This is a genomic window from Mesorhizobium dulcispinae, from assembly GCF_033977345.1.
In the GTDB taxonomy this organism is placed as follows: domain Bacteria; phylum Pseudomonadota; class Alphaproteobacteria; order Rhizobiales; family Rhizobiaceae; genus Mesorhizobium; species Mesorhizobium dulcispinae.
Genome location: NZ_JAVIIY010000020.1, coordinates 58,615 through 73,974 on the forward strand (window position 1 = coordinate 58,615; position 15,360 = coordinate 73,974).

The following is a 15,360-nucleotide window of genomic DNA, read 5'->3' on the forward strand; positions in this document are numbered from 1 at the left end:
TTTTCTCCTCGCTATCTCACGTACCGGTTACAGACCGGCGGCTTCGGCGGCGCAGCTTCGACACTTTGCCGTGCTAGGTTGCTTGACCTGCCGCAAATGCGGCAACGGCGGCATTCCGGGCGGGAATTGGGCTGCCGAATGCTTCCTGTCGTCTTTGGTGATAGAACATGGACCAACTGGTGAGCGTTGGAAAAAGCGTGGGAACATACGTGGAATCCGGCCGATCGAGCCTGCACGACACCACCGCCGGCCTCTCCGTGCGACTGCTTGGGCAACTGACGATTGCCCGTGACGGCGAGCCGGTTAAGTTGCCTTCCTCGCGCAAGCTTCGGGCACTGCTTGCCTATCTGGCGCTCGCGCCGCATCCCGTCAGCCGCAGCCGGCTCTGCGAGCTTCTGTGGGACGTGCCGAACGATCCGCGCGGCGAGCTGCGCTGGTGCCTGAGCAAGCTCCGCAGCGCCCTCAACGAAACGGGCCAGCACAGGGTCGAGACCGAAGGCGACACCGTGGCGCTTCGTCTTGCCGATACGAACGTCGATGCCATCGAAGCCGCCGCTGCGGTCGCCGAAGGGATCGAGACGCTTGACCTCGGGCGCCTTCGGGCGCTTGCGCCACACTTCGCCGGCGATTTCCTTGACGGGCTGGAACTCGATCGGAGCCCGCATTTCACCAGCTGGCTGACCGCGCAACGCCGCCGTTTCAGCGCATGCCATGTCGCCGTCCTGGAGCACATCATCGCCCTTCTCCCGCAGGGCGCCGATGAGGCAGGGGCCTATCTGGACAAATGGCTGGAACTGGCGCCGTTCGACGGACGCGCGCATGTGGCGTTGCTGGAAAACCTTGCGCGGCGGGGACAGATCGGCGCCGGTGAGGAGCATCTTGCGACCGCGGCGGAACTCTTTCGTTCCGAGGAGCTGGATGTCGCTCCCTTGCGGGAAGCATGGCAGGAGATAAAAGCCCGCCATTCCAGCGCGACGCCGTGCGCCCGATCCGTGCCGACTGTGGCCCCGCAACCGCCTATCGTTGCCGACGAAGACGAACCCGCCGCGTCGCGCCGGGCGTCGCTGGCGGTGATGCCGTTTGCGGAAAGCACCGTCAATTTCCGCGGCGGGCTTGCCGACGGCCTGACCCACGACATCATAACGCGCCTCGCCAAGCTTCGCGATTTCTTCGTCATTGCCCGCGGATCTGTCTTCGCGCTAGCCGAGAAGGACATCGCGCCTGAGGATGCCGGGCGCAGGCTCAATGTCGACTATGTGGCGACAGGCTCGGTCCGCAGCTTTTCGGGCAGGGTCATCGTCTCGGTCGAGCTCGTCGAGGTCCGCACCGCCAGGATCGTCTGGGCCGAGACCTTCGAGCACAGGCCAGACGAAATCTTTGTCGTCATCGACGATATCGGCAACAGCATCGTCTCCTCGATCGCAGCCGAGATCGCGACCGTCGAGCGCAACCGCGCGATGCTGAAGGCGCCCAATTCGCTGAATGCCTGGGAAGCCTATCATCGCGGCCTCTGGCACATGTACCGCTTCACCCGCCAGGAGAACGAACTGGCGCAGCATTTCTTCGGCGAGGCGTTGAAGCTCGACCCCACTTTTGCCCGCGCTTATGCCGGCCTGTCCTTCACCCATTGGCAGAACGCTTTCCAGCGCTGGGGCGATCGCGACCGGGAGGCGGCATTGGCTTTCGAAACCGCCGGTCACAGCCTTCTGGTCGATGACCGCAATCCGGCGGCGCACTGGGCGATGGGCCGCGCATTATGGCTGCGCGGCGAGCAGGACGGCTCGCTGCTCGAGTTGGCAAAGGCCGTCGAGCTCAGCCCGAACTTCGCGCTCGGCCACTATGCGCTGTCCTTTGTTCACTCGCAGTCGGGTGATCCGCAATCGGCGATCGGCTCGTCCGATCACTCGCGTCATCTCAGTCCCTTCGACCCGCTGCTGTTCGGCATGATGGGCGCGCGCGCCATGGCGCATGCGCGGCTCGGCGAATACAATGAGGCCTCCGAATGGGCGCTCAAGGCGGCAGCGAGGCCCAATGCCCATGTCATCATCCTGGCGATCGCCGCGCATTGCCTGGCGCTGGCCGGCCGGCAGGACGAGGCACGGAATTTTGCCGCCGCGATCCGCACGACATGGCCTGACTATCGCGCAGACGATTTCATCGCCACCTTCCGCTTCGACCGGGACGGTGAAGCCCTGTTCCGGAAGGGCGCGAAGTTGATCGGGTTGAACTGAGCCTGGTCTGCGTCAGTGCACGAGCGGGCCGCCGGCCTTCCGCCACGCATCGATGCCGCCCTGGATGTGGCGGGCGCTCGAGATGCCGACATCCTGCGCCGCCTGCACGGCCATCGCCGAGCGCTCCCCGAAGGCGCAATAGAACAGTATCTGTCTGCTGGTCGATTTCGCCAGCTCATGCATCATACCGCCAGGAGCGATGTTTTCCTGCAGCCGCGCATAGGGCAGATGGATCGCGCCAGGAATGACGCCGTGGCGATCCCGTTCCGATTGCTCGCGCAGGTCGATCAGCGCCACATCGGGCCGACCGACCAGCGCCAGCGCCTGCACGGCGGTCACCGACCAGCCCCGGCTGGCGATGTCGTCCTGGTGCAGCCCGACCCGCATGTTGGCCGGCACCGCGACGTCCATCATCTTCGGGTTGGACAGCTTCAGATTGTTCATGATGTCGACATACTCGTCGACCGATTTCACCTGCAGGCGCGGGTTGAAAGCCTTTTCCTCGCCGATGGTCGACACGGTCTCGCCCTTGTAGTCGTGCGCCGGGAAGATCAGCGTCTCGTCGGGAAGCTTGAGCAGGCGGCCGAAGATCGATTCATATTGCTGGCGCGGATCGCCGTTCTGGAAGTCGGTGCGGCCGGTGCCGCGAATGAGCAGCGTGTCGCCGGTGAAGACCCGGTCCGGCAGGATGAAGCTGTAGGAATCGTCGGTGTGGCCGGGCGTGTAGATGACGTCGAGCGCCAGGCCTTCGATGGCGAGCTTGTCGCCGTCGGCAAGCCGCATCGACACGACGTCGGCCTTGGTCTGCTCGCCCATCACCGTCACACAATGCGTCCTGTCGCGCAACGCGCCGAGGCCGGTGATGTGGTCGGCATGAAGATGCGTGTCCACCGCCTTGACCAGTCTGAGGTCGAGCTCGTTGACCAGTTGCAGGTAGCGTTCGACCTTCTCCAGCACCGGATCGATGATCAGCGCCTCGCCGCCCCGCCGGCTGGCGAGCAGATAGGAATAGGTGCCCGAAACGGAATCGAAAAGCTGACGGAAGATCATTTTATCGGCCCCATACGCCAGCGGCCCTGCCCGGCTGCCAGCCAAGTCTAAAACAAGCATGAGGTGCCCGCCAGCGAACACTTCATGCTTGGTCTAAAGGCCGAACTCCTATCGCCTGAGCACCGCGCTCAGCACGTCACGTATGCCGATCGCGCCGACGAAGCGCGAGCCTTCGTCGAACAGCGCCACAGGCGCCGTCTGCGAGCGGTGCATGGCGAGCATCACCGTCTTCAGCGGCGTGCCGGGATTGGCCCAGAACACCTGTGCCCCCTCCTCCGGCTGGCTTTCGACATCGGCGCAGGACACCCACACCGCCGGCTTGCCGTGGCGTTCGGCCGCCGCCACCAGGCCGTGTTCGTCGATTTTGAAGCGCGTCGTCTTGCGCCGGTCGAGCCACACCCAGCCGTTCTCGCCCTGTTCGAGATCGCGGCGGTCGCGCATCACGTTCCACGCCGTCAGCACCGACAGCGGATTCACATTGGCGATGAAGTCGCGGACGTAATCATTGGCAGGGCGAAGCACGATGTCTTCCGGCGCGCCGGTCTGGACGATGTGCCCGCCTTCCATGATCGTGATGCGGCTGCCGATCTTCAGCGCCTCCTCGAGGTCGTGGCTGACGAAGATGATGGTCTTCTTCAGCGCCGCCTGCAGTTGCAGCAACTCGTCCTGCAGCTTGGTGCGGATCAGCGGATCGAGTGCCGAGAACGGCTCGTCCATCAAAAGGATCGGCGCCTCGGTGGCGAAGGCCCGGGCGAGGCCCACGCGCTGCTGCATGCCGCCCGAAAGCTCGTGCGCGTATTTCTTCGACCACTGGTCGAGATGGACGAGCTGGAGCTGCTTTTGCACCCGCACCTGGCGCTCGGCCTCCGGCACGCCGGCAAGCTCGAGGCCGAAGCCGACATTCTCCTCCACGGTGCGCCACGGCAGCAGGCCGAACTGCTGGAACACCATGGCCACCTGCTTCTGCCGCAGCCGCCGCAAGGTCGCCTCGTCGCAGGTGACGACATCGACGGTGCGGTCGCCGTCCTTGACCAGCACCTGGCCGCGCGACACGATGTTGAGCCGGTTTACGGCTCTGAGCAGCGTCGACTTGCCAGAGCCCGAAAGGCCCATCAGCACCGAGATTTCGCCCTCATACACGGTGAGGTTGGCGCCGGCGCAGCCCAGCACATTGCCGGTCTTTTCGAGGATCTCGGCGCGGGTTGCACCCTGGTCGATCAGCGCCAGCGACCCGGCCTGATCGGCACCGAAGACGATATCGACATTCTTGAAATCGACGGCGATGGTCATTTGTTGCCTCCAACGCCAATACGCGTCATCCGGTCGAGCACGATGGCAAGCACGACGATGCCAAGGCCGGCCTCGAGCCCGAGGTCGATCCGGCGCGAGCCGAGCGCGCGGTTGATTTCAGTGCCGAGGCCGCCGGCTCCGATCAGGGCCGCGAACACCACCATCGACAGCGACAGCATGATCGACTGCGTCAGCCCCGCCATAATGGTGGGCAAGGCTGAAGGTAGCTCGACCTTCCAGAGAAGTTGTCTTTTGGTGGCGCCGAACGCCTCGCCTGCCTCGACGATCGATTTCGGCACTGAGGTGACGCCGAGATGCGTGAGACGAACCGGGGTCGGAATGACGAAGATGATGGTGACGATGAGGCCGGGGGCGTTGCCAAGCCCGAACAGCGTCAGCACCGGGATCAGGTAGACGAAGGTGGGCAGAGTCTGCATCAGGTCGAGCACCGGCAGCATGAAGCGGTAGACCTTCGGCTTGTGCGCGGCCCAGATGCCGAGCGGAACGCCGATAGCCATCGAGGCGGCGGCGGCGGCAACCACCAGCACCAGAGTCTCCACGGTCTGCTTCCACAGGTTCTGGTTGATGATGAAGATAAGGCCGAGGAAGACGCCGACGGCAAGCGGCCGCGAGCGCTGCAGGAACCAGGCGATGACAGCAATTACAAGCGCCAGCAGCACCGACGGCACCATCAGCAGCAGGTCCACCGCCCCGTCGAGGATGAAGTTAAGGCCGTTGGAGAACGCCCTGAAAAGCGTATCGAAATTGTCGGTGAGGAAACTGAAGAAGGCCTTGCCCCACGGACCTATGGGAATCTTGTAGGCGACCAGAAATTTCGAGATCGGATCCATCTTTCCCCTCTTTGACCTCGCCGTCCTTATCGAGCGATCATCTCTCACAGCTTAGTGCATGTCGCCCAAAAGTGTGCGGCGGTTTTGGGAAAACGACATGCGAAAAAACAAAGACTTAAAGCGCGTCGCTTGAACTCGTTTCAGCGCGGCGCGCTTTAAGAAAAAGGGCAGCCTTTTCCAGTGGCTGCCCCTTTCCGGAGATCATACCGGGCTCAAGCCGGCTCAGCTCCCGAGAGCGGTCTTGACGGCCGCCGCGGCATCGCCGCCGTCGAAGGTGGTCACGCCGGCGATCCAGGGCGCGATCGCGTCCGGATGCTTCTTCAGCCAGTCGGTGGCGACCGTCTGGGCGTCGCCGCCCTTGAGGATCGCGTCCATCATCTCGCCTTCCATGTCGAGATTGAACTTCAGGTTGGAGATGAACTTGCCGGCGTTCGGGCATTCGGTGGTGTAGCCCTTGCGCACATTTGTGTAGACGGTAGCCGCGCCGAAGCCGCTGTCGCCCATGCCCTCGAGATAGGTGATCTTCATGGCGCCCATAACCGGATGCGGGGTCCAGCCGAGGAAGGCGATCCATTCGTTGTTCTTCATCGACTGCTCGGCTTGCGTCAGCATGCCGGCCTCCGAGGACTCGACCAGCTCGAAGCCGGCGAGGTTGTCGGCCGGGTTCTTGATCATGTCGAGGATGATGCGGTTGCCGTCATTGCCGGCCTCGATGCCGTAGATCTTGCCGTTGAACTTGTCCTTGAACTTGCCGAGATCGGTCAGCGTCTTGACGCCTGCATCGGCGACATAGGTCGGCACGACGATGCCGTAGCCGGCCCCGGTCAGGTTGGTGCTTACCGTCTCGACCGAGCCGTCGGCGGTGTAATCCTTGATGTCATTGGTCATCGACGGCATCCAGTTGCCGAGGAAGACGTCGAGGTCCTTGTTCTTCAGCGACGCATAGGTCACCGGCACCGAAAGCTGGATCACCTGCGGTTCGTAGCCGAGCGCGGTGAGCAGCACCGAGGCCAGCCCCGTGGTTGCCTGGATGTCGGTCCAGCCGACATCGGACAGACGCACGGCCTTGCAGCTCGCCGGGTCGCCGGCATAGGCGGCGGTCGTAGACAGAAGCGCCGCCAGGCCGAGGCCGGCGACGAAGGATTTCATACGCGACATTAACTTTCTCCCATTGCAATTCGAGGCGGCTCGAAGTCACGGTTCTTGTGACCGCCTTGTTTCGTCAGCCAAACACCATTTTGAAGTGGTTTCAAGCGGCGCCACATCACGATGAACGGCGCGCACTGGCCATTCAGCGACATGTCGAGCCTTTCCGGCGCGACCGCTTTTTTGGTGGAAGGAGCCAGCGCCCCCTCCCTGCGCCACGGCAATTGAGCTTAAAGACCCATATGGCCAAGCTCTACTTCAACTACGCAACGATGAATGCCGGCAAGACGACGATGCTCCTGCAGGCGTCCTACAATTATCGCGAACGCGGCATGACGACGATGCTGTTCGTCGCCGGCCATTACCGCAAGGGCGACACGGGACTGATCTCGTCGCGCATCGGGCTGGAGGCCGAGGCCGAGATGTTCCGCGACGGCGACGACCTCTATGCCCGGGTCGCCGAGCATCACGAGCATACCACCGTGCATTGCATCTTCGTCGATGAAGCGCAGTTCCTCGAGGAGGAGCAGGTCTGGCAGCTCGCCCGCATCGCCGACCGGCTGAACATCCCCGTCATGTGCTACGGTCTGCGCACCGATTTCCAGGGCAAGCTGTTTTCCGGCTCGCGCGCCCTGCTTGCCATCGCCGACGACCTGCGCGAGGTGCGCACCATCTGCCGCTGCGGCCGCAAGGCGACGATGGTCGTGCGTCTTGGTCCCGACGGCAAGGTGGCGAAGCAGGGCGAGCAGGTGGCGATCGGCAAGGACGTCTATGTCTCGCTCTGCCGCCGGCACTGGGAAGAGGAGATGGGCCGGGCCGCGCCCGACGACTTCATCGGCTTTGCCCGCAACTGAGGCGGAGAGCCTGAGCAGCGCCTGCGAAGCCGGTTTTTCACCTAGCCCGGTGCGAGTGGCCCGCTGACCATCCGATGATTTGCCGGGTTTCTGCGCAAATGTATTGCCGACGCTGTTCCGCCCGGCTGGCCGTTTGCAAAAACAAGAACTTAAGGCATATCAGCTAAAGCTGTTTGAAGGCGAGACGCACTACTCGCGCGATTGGCATGCTTGCCTTGTCTTTCAAGGGCCTAACCAATTCTTTTGTTTTAGCGCATCTCCTTGTCTTCCTTCTTTCAATCCCTTGAGGCCCCACATATATTCGCCGCCACGTGCGACACGAAACTGGATGCCGAAGCGGGAGGCCCCTATGGCGACGTTGCAGAATTTCGATGCCGAAATTGCCAAGACCAAGCAGGTCGTGCAGGACATGCGCACCAAGATCGAGCAGTCCGGCACCGTGCTCGACACGCTCGCCCAGGCCGACAAGAAGATCGGCGACGCCAATTTCGACATCGAGAACGCCCGCATCGAGGACGTGCTGAAGCAGCAGAAAGTGATGGAAGGCAACATCGCCGACCTGATCATCGGGCTGGAGGACGCCACCAATGTCTTCGGCGCCGAATTCGAGAGTATGAAGAATTACACCGGCTGGGAGAACTTCGTCGGTGTCTTCTCCGAGCAGCGCAAGCAGCGCATGCGCACCGACCGCGTGCGCAACATGTCGCTGGCGGGCAATCTGCAGGAGCTGCTGGCGAAGTCCGACACCATCGTCGGCATCCTCAAAGCCCAGAAGCAGATCCTCGATCAGCGTTATAAGACCTCGGAAACCAGCCTGTCGCAGGTGATCGAGCGCCGCAAGACGACCATGGCCAACCTCGAGGCGGTGCAGAAGCGCATCGAGGAGCTCAATCCGATGCTGCTCGACATCGAGAACAAGATCGCCGCCTCGACCAGCCAGAAGGAGCGCACCCAGCTCGAGGGCGAGCGTTCGAAGATGGCGACGGAATACAACGAGAAACAGGCCAAGGAGCAGGAGCTTCTGGCCGAAAGCCAGACGCTGGAACGCTACACCTCGATGTTCCAGACATTTGTCGATTCCCTCAACAACCAGATCGCCGCGCAGTCGACGCTGATCAACAAGCTGACCATCGACACCGAGCAGCGCATCGTTCTCTACAAGGCTTTGGAAGACTCGCTGAAGACCGCCGCCCAGCAGGACGTCGCCCACAAGATCAACACGCTGGGCAGCCAGGTCGACAACACGGCGGAGGAAACGATGGCCGGCATCGGCGCCGCCTCGCAGAAGCACATCGGCGATCTGCTCGAAATGCACGAGAAGAACATGGTGGCCAGCGCCGACATCCAGCGCCGCAAGAAGCTTGCCGACGACGCCTTCGCCCGTCGCTTCGACGAGGTGATGAAGAAGCACAATTCCGCCAACTACGTGCAGCAGTAGGCGGCGTGCCGGCATTCTTCAGGGCAATGCCATGACTCCCGAAAACGACGCTGCGGCGCGTTACTTCTCCGCCATCACCGCGGCGCTGAGCGGGCTGGAAGTGTTCATGCGCGACGACCGCTCGCCGCTCTACCGGCATGGCATCGTCGCCAGGATCGTCGCCGAATACATCGCCCGGCTAGACAAGTCCTTCGCCTGCTGGCGCAACCGGCTGGGTTTCATGGATACGTTCCGCATTTCGCGCGCCGACAGCGGCTATCCTGTCTTCCAGAACCTGCTGGAGCTGGAGAACGACCGCCGCCAGGCAGACAGCCGCTTGGCCAATATTCCCCAGGCCGGCGAGTTGCGCGAGGAGATGGCCGACTTCATCCTGCGGCATAAGGAATTTCCCGCCGCACTGCAGAAGTCGATGGCCGAGCGGCTCTATCTGGAGGACGTCAAGAGCGAGGCGACCTTCGGTCCCTTTATCCTGGCGCAGACGGCCAAAGTCTCGGTCAATCCGAAGACCATGCGGCCTTACTATCTCGTCCACTGGGCCGCATTCGACGGCAGCGCCAACCTGCCGCTGGTCTATATGGTCACGGTCGAGGACTCTTCCGAGAGCATGGTGCGCCAGCTCGTCGACGCCAACGGCAAGCTCAATGAGCGGGTCGACATTCCGCTCCCCGTCGACGGCTTGCTCAACCCCGAGCTTGCCCACCGCTTCGACGATTTCACCGAGAAGAATTCGGCCTACACGCTCTCGCCGGCGACCATCGCGGTCAATCTCGACAAGGATTTCGAGCCGCTGCACCCCAAGCAGCTCCGCCGTGTCGTGCTCGGCCCTTTTTATTCGGCCGGCATCACAGAGAACAATTCGACTGTGACCGAGGTACTCGGCAAGGTACGCAAGCCGGAGAATGCCTGGCTGCTCACCTGGACCATCCAGGAAGTCTTTTCCAAGTCCGAAAAACCCGGGCGCAAGGGCCTGTTCTCCAGCGAGAAGACGACGCAGGAATTCTTCATCAATACCGACGACCTCGAAGCTGCGCGCCAGGGCGTCTCGAGCTACGAGAACCACGCGCTGATCCCGCACGAGGCCTACCAGGCGCTCTACGCTGCCGGCGAGGCGCAGAAGATCTTTTCCGGCTACAAGGTCCACATCCTGTCCAACGGACGGGTCATCAGCGACGTCTGATTTCAACCGCGGAGCATCCTTCATGGACACCGGGCTGACCACGATCTCGGAAGCGGCAATCGAAAAGCACCGCACCACCGCGCAGAGCTTCATCACCCGCATCGTCGTGCTGGAGGATCCGTCGCGCGAATCCGGCACCGCGCTCGCCGGCACCAACCGCCGCTTCGTTTCGACCGTCTCGGTCGGCTCGGTGCGCCGTACGCGCGAGGTCGAGCTCACGAAGACGGTCGCGGCCGTCCACCCCGACGACCAGTTGATGACCATTCCCCAGCATATGCTTTTGTTCCGCGCGCGGCGCGGCCTGGCGATCGCGCTGGCCATTTCGGACGTCTTCGCCGAGGGTTCCGACCTCGAAAGCCTGCAGGCCAAGAATGCACGCGCGCCGCTCGAAGGCGACGAGGCCGCGACATTCAAGAAGCTTTTGTCGGCATCGGCCTATGTTTCGGCCTTCAGCTTCGCTTCCTACCTGTTCCAGCTGATCGACAGCGACGGCGAGGCGCCGAACGACATCCCCGAGCCCGACTTCCTGTTCGACACGCCGCAGGACGCGGTGAAGTCGATCGTGGCCGGGCTCGACAAGGCGATTGCCGGCTCGAAGGACGATGCCGACCTGATGACGCGGGCGCGCGCGTTTGCCCGCGTCGCCATCGACGGGCTGCTGGCGCGAAAAGGCCGCTTCGACGGCATCGGCCCGTTCGAGAACGCGCATATCCGCATCGACGTCGACGACTTCATCCTCGACGGCTTCGATGTCGCGCCCGGCAAGCGCTCGAAGCCGCTGGTGATGACCTTCAAGAAACCGGAAGAGGTCGTCGGCAACCACATCGCCAAATTCCAGTCGGTCAGGCTGGCCAAGATGCTGATGGCCTACGACTTCGAGCGCGAGCTGAACCCCTTCGTCGAGCTCGGCGGCTTCCTGTTCACGTTCATCGGCGACGGCGCGCCCGGAACCGGCAAGACGACGCTGATCCAGATGATCGCCGGCCTCCTCAACGGTTATTGCCAGGTCGCGGGCTATCCTTTCGCTTATGAGAATTTCGGCGTCGACCAGATCTCGTCCTATCAGGGCAAGTCAGGACAGAACTGCCGCCAGTTCATCAACAACGTGCTCAATCCGCGCGCCATCGGTTTCGGCACCATCGACGACATCGACCAGGTGGCGGCGCGCCGCTCCGACGACCGCGCATCGGCCGGCCAGCAGGAAATCACCGGCGTCTTGATGGATGCCTTCGCCGGCGCTTCCACGGTGGTGCGCGGCAGCTGCGCTTTCGGCATGTTTTCCAACTATCCCGAGAATGTCGATGATGCGCTGCGCCAGCGCGCCGGTGCTCGCTGGCTGGTCGACGGCCCGCAGACCCGCGACGACTACATCGACATCTTCGTGCTGCTCGCCGGCAAGAACCACAAGATCCCGCTCGGCGAGCACGAGCTCTATGCGGCGCAGGAGATCCAGCGTGCCGTGGCCGAGGCCTATGAGGAGCACGAGAAGCCGCAGGAAGACGGGCTGATGAAGGTCTATGAGCGCTACATGAAGGAGAACGGCGCGCCAAAGACCATGGCCGACATCGGCACCTATCTGCACATGATCAAGGACGCCGAGCCGCGCTTCACCGGCCGCGCCATCAAGAACGTCACCGACGCCATCAAGATGCGCGCCATGGACATCGAGCTGCCGGACGAGTGGTTCGAGAAGCCGGAAGCCTTCATGCACAAGAGCTACGACGACAAGAAGGCGATGATCGAGGAACTGCGCGGGCCGTTTTCGATGGACATGGTCATGCAGGAGATAAACCGCTACGCCGATTCCGAATTCCGCTATTCCGACAAGTCCGACGACGCGGCGGTGGAGAAGCTCCTGCGCGATGCGCGGCTGCGCGAACGCGCCGCGCGCGAGATGGAGGAGTTGAAGAAGAAGGGTTTGTGGAATGCGTGATTCTTCCTTCTCCCCGTTCACGGGGAGAAGGTGCCCGAAGGGCGGATGAGGGGCAGCGCCATGCGTGGGAGAAATGAGCCGAAGGTAGCGAGAGCTCGTGAGTTGCGGAAGGTCGAAAACGATGCGGAGGAAAGGCTGTGGCATGAGCTGCGTGGACGACGATTGAACGGCCACAAGTTTGTTCGTCAACTACCGATTGGCCCCTATTTCGCTGACTTCGCCTGCCGTGAAGCCAATCTGGTCGTGGAAGTCGATGGGAGCCAGCACGTAGGTCGATCTTGGGATCGATACAGGGATGAAACGATGAATAGGAATGGCTGGTCGGTGTTGAGGATTTGGCACGTGGATGTTTTGACAAGCCTTTCGAGCGTGCTGGATACGATTGTTGCAGCGTTGGATGGCCGGCTGGATCGAAAGATGATTGGCATCGATGCGAGATTTCTGCCGGCCGCAAGATCGGAACAAGGATGATGAGCGTCGGCGCTGCCCCTCATCCGCCCTGCGGGCACCTTCTCCCCGTAAACGGGGAGAAGGATAGGTGAAGAAGAAACCCGACCTCCTTCGAGACAATGAGCTGATCTACGGCAGGCTGCTCGCCGTCGACGAGCCGCATCTCATCCAGCGCTACAACAAGGCGCTGGTCGCCTTCGGGCTGGAGCCCACCAAGTTGAAGAGCTTCCAGATCGACCGCACCGGCTTCTCGCCCGAGGTCGCGGAGGAGTGCGGCGACTACGATTATCTCGATCCCAACGAGGTCAACCGCCGCTTCATCATCCTGACGCCGTCGCAGATCGACCTGCCGGTGGTCCACACCGCCTTCTCCAACACCTCGCAGCTGATGTTCGAGTTCATGTCCAGGAACCAGCGCGCCGTCGACGCGCTGACCATCAAGGACGTCATCTACGGCGAGATCGAGGACTCCGTCCCCAAGGTCAACGACATCGAGGACCTGCTGTCGATCAACCAGGTTGAGTTCAAGGTGCTGTCGGCCGAGGACGTGCTGGGCAAGGCGGCCGAGCTCGGCAAGCTGGTCGACCGGCTGAAGCAGGAGCCCGACGCCTGGCGCGACGACGCCATGCTTGAACGCATGGTCGATCTCGCCAAGGTCTGCGGCGATATCCGCGAGAACGCGCTGGTGCCCGACCAGGTGATCTTCCGCCACAACGCCTACTGGACCAGCCATTTCGGCGGGCTCTACGTCTTCGTCGACCCCGACATGACGACGGTGATCTCCGATCCGGCAGCGCCGGGTTTCCGCCGCTCGCGGCCTTGGCAGGTGAGCTATCTGTCGATCAACGACGCCGACAAGGTGTTCCGCTTCCTCGCCGCCACCGGCCGTCTCGACCTGCCGCGTGCCTCGTGGATCGAGGCTTCGGGCTATCTCGAGCATCGCGCCGAGATGGTGGTGCGGGCGCTGATCCGCGATGCCGAGCCCAACCGCAACCTGACGGACGTCGACAAGGTCTGGCTGCAGACCTGGATCCACGGCCATGCCGACCTGATCGCCAGCGACGGCAACTTCCCGTTCCTCAACGCCGCCAAGCGCGAGATCGCCCAGTTCGGCCACCTGAAGCTGGAAGATGTGCCGCCGCGCCAGCGCTTCCTGGTCGTGCGTGCCAGGCCCGATCATCCCGATGCCTGGCTCACCAACCAGCTGATCTCGGATTTCGTGCCGCAGGACTTCGTCTCGCGCTACGTCTTCAACAAACCGGGCTTCTACAAGGACTTCGACGGCTTCAGCGACGCCTGGCGATCGCATGTTGTGGACGTTCTGAAAACCACATATTTGAAAGACAAGGTGGCGCTCCGCGCGCGCCTTTACGGCTTGACTGATTGAGGGGTGACGAGAGCCATGCTTGATCCGATCGTGACTTTCTTCACCCAGATCTTCCAGTGGATCGGCCGCGGCATCGGCTTCGTCGTCGGCATTATTCTGTGGCCGTTCATGTGGGTCGGTCGCTGGTACGGGCAGCGCGGCTGGATCCTGAAGGCGGTGGTGGGCCTTGCCCTTCTGGTGCTGATCGGCCTTTACGCCAACTTCTTCTATGCCACCCAGTGGTGGAACAATTTCGACCCGAACTATCCCGACAAATACACCTTCGAGACGCGCAACGTTTCGGCCGGCGAGCAGGTCTCGGCCGGAGCCGGCACCGACACCGCCAAGACTTGTGGCAACTCGGCGATCGCCCAGGTGGCTGCTGACCTGACCGACTTCAACGTCAATCAGAACGCCTGGATCTCGTCGATGATCCTCTACAAGCTCGGCCTGTTCGGCATCGACTGGGACCACACGCCCTGGATGGACAACAAGGCGTCCTTCCAGCGCGGCATCAACCAGGCGGTGCGCCGCACCGCGACCGAGCTTGCCGACAATCTTGGGCGCGTGCGCACGACTTCGCAGATCGACTCCGACCTGCAGGATGCGCGCGGCAATCTGCAGTTCGACGAGGAGACCTGGTATTTCGGCCTCAACCCGTTCGGCCCGAAGACCCCGACGCCGAGCTATTACCGCGACGCGGTACGCAAGCTGCGCTCCTTCAATGCTCGCCTTGCTACCTGCCAGGCGACGTTCGATGCCCGTGCCGACAATCTGAAGCAGTACATCGACCGCATCTCTTCCGACATCGGCTCGACCTCGGCGATCCTCAAGGAGCGAGCCGAGAACCACAATGACGGCTGGTTCGACTTCCGCGCCGACGACCGCTTCTGGTTCGCATACGGCCAGCTCTACGGCTATTACGGCCTGATGAAGGGCGCTCAGGCCGATTTCGATGACGTGATCAAGGAAAAGCACCTGCAGAACCTGTGGGACACGATGGACGCGCAGTTCGTCTCGGCGCTGCGCATCCAGCCTTTCATCATCGCCAACGGCCGTGAGGACGGCTGGCTCCTGCCGACGCACCTGACGACCATGGGCTTCTATATCCTGCGTGTGCGCTCCAACATGGTCGAAATCAGCAACGTGCTCAGCCAATAACGCTGCCGGCAGCGCCGGGCGCTGGCGGATTTGCGCCGTCGCCTCTGTCGCATTCCGTGCATTGCGCGGCTGTTTTGAGACGGCGGAGCGACACCCGCTCTGGCTTCTATACGGCGCAACGACCGGGCGCCGAAGACGCTGGAAAGGTCGATCGGGAACAGCAACTCTTTCTTCGCAGGAAACATAGTTGCATGAAAGTTGACGCCGTGACAGCGACAGGGTTAGAACATGCCCTTGCGTCCGGGCGGCGTTTCGAGCATGCACCAATCGAACCCCTCCCCTCCACCGCCTATTCCAGAGGAAAGCCGTCATGGCCGAAGTGAAGTCCGACATCGAGATCGCGCGTGCAGCCAAGAAGAAACCGATCCAGGAGATCGGCGCCAAGATCGGCATCCCCAACGAGCATCTGCTGC

At 62.5% G+C, this 15,360-nt stretch carries 13 protein-coding genes; 8 read left to right on the forward strand and 5 right to left on the reverse strand.

Annotation, left to right across the window (positions count from 1 at the left end):
• The first annotated feature begins 167 nt into the window (after nucleotides 1-167).
• Nucleotides 168-2,231, forward strand: coding sequence for a transcriptional regulator (locus tag RFN30_RS28430; RefSeq protein WP_320265376.1), 2,064 nt, complete (start codon nucleotides 168-170; stop codon nucleotides 2,229-2,231).
• Between the two features lie 12 nt (nucleotides 2,232-2,243).
• Here RFN30_RS28430 and RFN30_RS28435 read toward each other — a convergent pair whose 3' ends face one another.
• The 5 genes from RFN30_RS28435 to RFN30_RS28455 form a co-directional block, all read right to left on the reverse strand.
• Complete coding sequence (locus RFN30_RS28435; protein WP_320265377.1) at nucleotides 2,244-3,281, reverse strand: MBL fold metallo-hydrolase; 1,038 nt, start codon at nucleotides 3,279-3,281, stop codon at nucleotides 2,244-2,246.
• 108 nt (nucleotides 3,282-3,389) lie between these two features.
• Nucleotides 3,390-4,571, reverse strand: a complete 1,182-nt coding sequence (gene choV / locus RFN30_RS28440) for a choline ABC transporter ATP-binding protein (RefSeq protein ID WP_320265378.1) — start codon at nucleotides 4,569-4,571, stop codon at nucleotides 3,390-3,392.
• A complete protein-coding gene (gene choW, locus RFN30_RS28445; RefSeq protein ID WP_320265379.1) occupies nucleotides 4,568-5,422 on the reverse strand; it encodes a choline ABC transporter permease subunit in 855 nt (284 codons plus the stop codon). Before choW ends, choV begins: the two co-directional genes overlap by 4 nt.
• A 222-nt stretch (nucleotides 5,423-5,644) precedes the next feature.
• Complete coding sequence (locus RFN30_RS28450; protein ID WP_320265380.1) at nucleotides 5,645-6,580, reverse strand: choline ABC transporter substrate-binding protein; 936 nt, start codon at nucleotides 6,578-6,580, stop codon at nucleotides 5,645-5,647.
• Nucleotides 6,580-6,723 carry a hypothetical protein gene (locus RFN30_RS28455; protein ID WP_320265381.1) on the reverse strand — a complete coding sequence of 48 codons (144 nt, stop codon included), beginning with the start codon at nucleotides 6,721-6,723 and terminating at the stop codon, nucleotides 6,580-6,582. Before RFN30_RS28455 ends, RFN30_RS28450 begins: the two co-directional genes overlap by 1 nt.
• Before the next feature lie 87 nt (nucleotides 6,724-6,810).
• Here RFN30_RS28455 and RFN30_RS28460 point away from each other — a divergent pair, with 87 nt between their 5' ends.
• The 7 genes from RFN30_RS28460 to RFN30_RS28490 all read left to right on the forward strand — a co-directional run bounded on the left by RFN30_RS28460 (nucleotide 6,811) and on the right by RFN30_RS28490 (nucleotide 14,947).
• Complete coding sequence (locus tag RFN30_RS28460; protein ID WP_320265382.1) at nucleotides 6,811-7,422, forward strand: thymidine kinase; 612 nt, start codon at nucleotides 6,811-6,813, stop codon at nucleotides 7,420-7,422.
• A 349-nt stretch (nucleotides 7,423-7,771) separates the two neighbouring features.
• Nucleotides 7,772-8,860, forward strand: coding sequence for a hypothetical protein (locus RFN30_RS28465; RefSeq protein WP_320265383.1), 1,089 nt, complete (start codon nucleotides 7,772-7,774; stop codon nucleotides 8,858-8,860).
• 31 nt (nucleotides 8,861-8,891) lie between these two features.
• Nucleotides 8,892-10,037 carry a hypothetical protein gene (locus RFN30_RS28470; protein ID WP_320265384.1) on the forward strand — a complete coding sequence of 382 codons (1,146 nt, stop codon included), beginning with the start codon at nucleotides 8,892-8,894 and terminating at the stop codon, nucleotides 10,035-10,037.
• A gap of 22 nt (nucleotides 10,038-10,059) precedes the next feature.
• Nucleotides 10,060-11,970, forward strand: a complete 1,911-nt coding sequence (locus RFN30_RS28475) for an AAA family ATPase (RefSeq protein WP_320265385.1) — start codon at nucleotides 10,060-10,062, stop codon at nucleotides 11,968-11,970.
• A 60-nt stretch (nucleotides 11,971-12,030) separates the two neighbouring features.
• Nucleotides 12,031-12,441: an endonuclease domain-containing protein gene (locus RFN30_RS28480; RefSeq protein WP_320265386.1), complete on the forward strand. Its 411-nt coding sequence runs from the start codon at nucleotides 12,031-12,033 to the stop codon at nucleotides 12,439-12,441.
• Between the two features lie 67 nt (nucleotides 12,442-12,508).
• Nucleotides 12,509-13,807 (forward strand): DUF6638 family protein, encoded by a 1,299-nt coding sequence (locus RFN30_RS28485; RefSeq protein WP_320265387.1) that lies wholly within the window; start codon nucleotides 12,509-12,511, stop codon nucleotides 13,805-13,807.
• Nucleotides 13,808-13,822: 15 nt separating this feature from the next.
• Nucleotides 13,823-14,947 carry a DUF2333 family protein gene (locus RFN30_RS28490; protein ID WP_320265388.1) on the forward strand — a complete coding sequence of 375 codons (1,125 nt, stop codon included), beginning with the start codon at nucleotides 13,823-13,825 and terminating at the stop codon, nucleotides 14,945-14,947.
• Nucleotides 14,948-15,360: the final 413 nt, after the last annotated feature.

Coding starts and splice junctions, on each gene's coding strand:
- RFN30_RS28430 (WP_320265376.1), top strand. CDS start 168: ATGGACCAACTGGTGAGCGTTGGAAAAAGCGTGGGAACATACGTGGAA.
- RFN30_RS28465 (WP_320265383.1), top strand. CDS start 7,772: ATGGCGACGTTGCAGAATTTCGATGCCGAAATTGCCAAGACCAAGCAG.
- RFN30_RS28480 (WP_320265386.1), top strand. CDS start 12,031: ATGCGTGGGAGAAATGAGCCGAAGGTAGCGAGAGCTCGTGAGTTGCGG.
- RFN30_RS28490 (WP_320265388.1), top strand. CDS start 13,823: ATGCTTGATCCGATCGTGACTTTCTTCACCCAGATCTTCCAGTGGATC.
- RFN30_RS28450 (WP_320265380.1), bottom strand. CDS start 6,580: ATGTCGCGTATGAAATCCTTCGTCGCCGGCCTCGGCCTGGCGGCGCTT.
- RFN30_RS28435 (WP_320265377.1), bottom strand. CDS start 3,281: ATGATCTTCCGTCAGCTTTTCGATTCCGTTTCGGGCACCTATTCCTAT.
- choV (WP_320265378.1), bottom strand. CDS start 4,571: ATGACCATCGCCGTCGATTTCAAGAATGTCGATATCGTCTTCGGTGCC.
- RFN30_RS28455 (WP_320265381.1), bottom strand. CDS start 6,723: ATGTCGCTGAATGGCCAGTGCGCGCCGTTCATCGTGATGTGGCGCCGC.
- RFN30_RS28460 (WP_320265382.1), top strand. CDS start 6,811: ATGGCCAAGCTCTACTTCAACTACGCAACGATGAATGCCGGCAAGACG.
- choW (WP_320265379.1), bottom strand. CDS start 5,422: ATGGATCCGATCTCGAAATTTCTGGTCGCCTACAAGATTCCCATAGGT.
- RFN30_RS28475 (WP_320265385.1), top strand. CDS start 10,060: ATGGACACCGGGCTGACCACGATCTCGGAAGCGGCAATCGAAAAGCAC.
- RFN30_RS28470 (WP_320265384.1), top strand. CDS start 8,892: ATGACTCCCGAAAACGACGCTGCGGCGCGTTACTTCTCCGCCATCACC.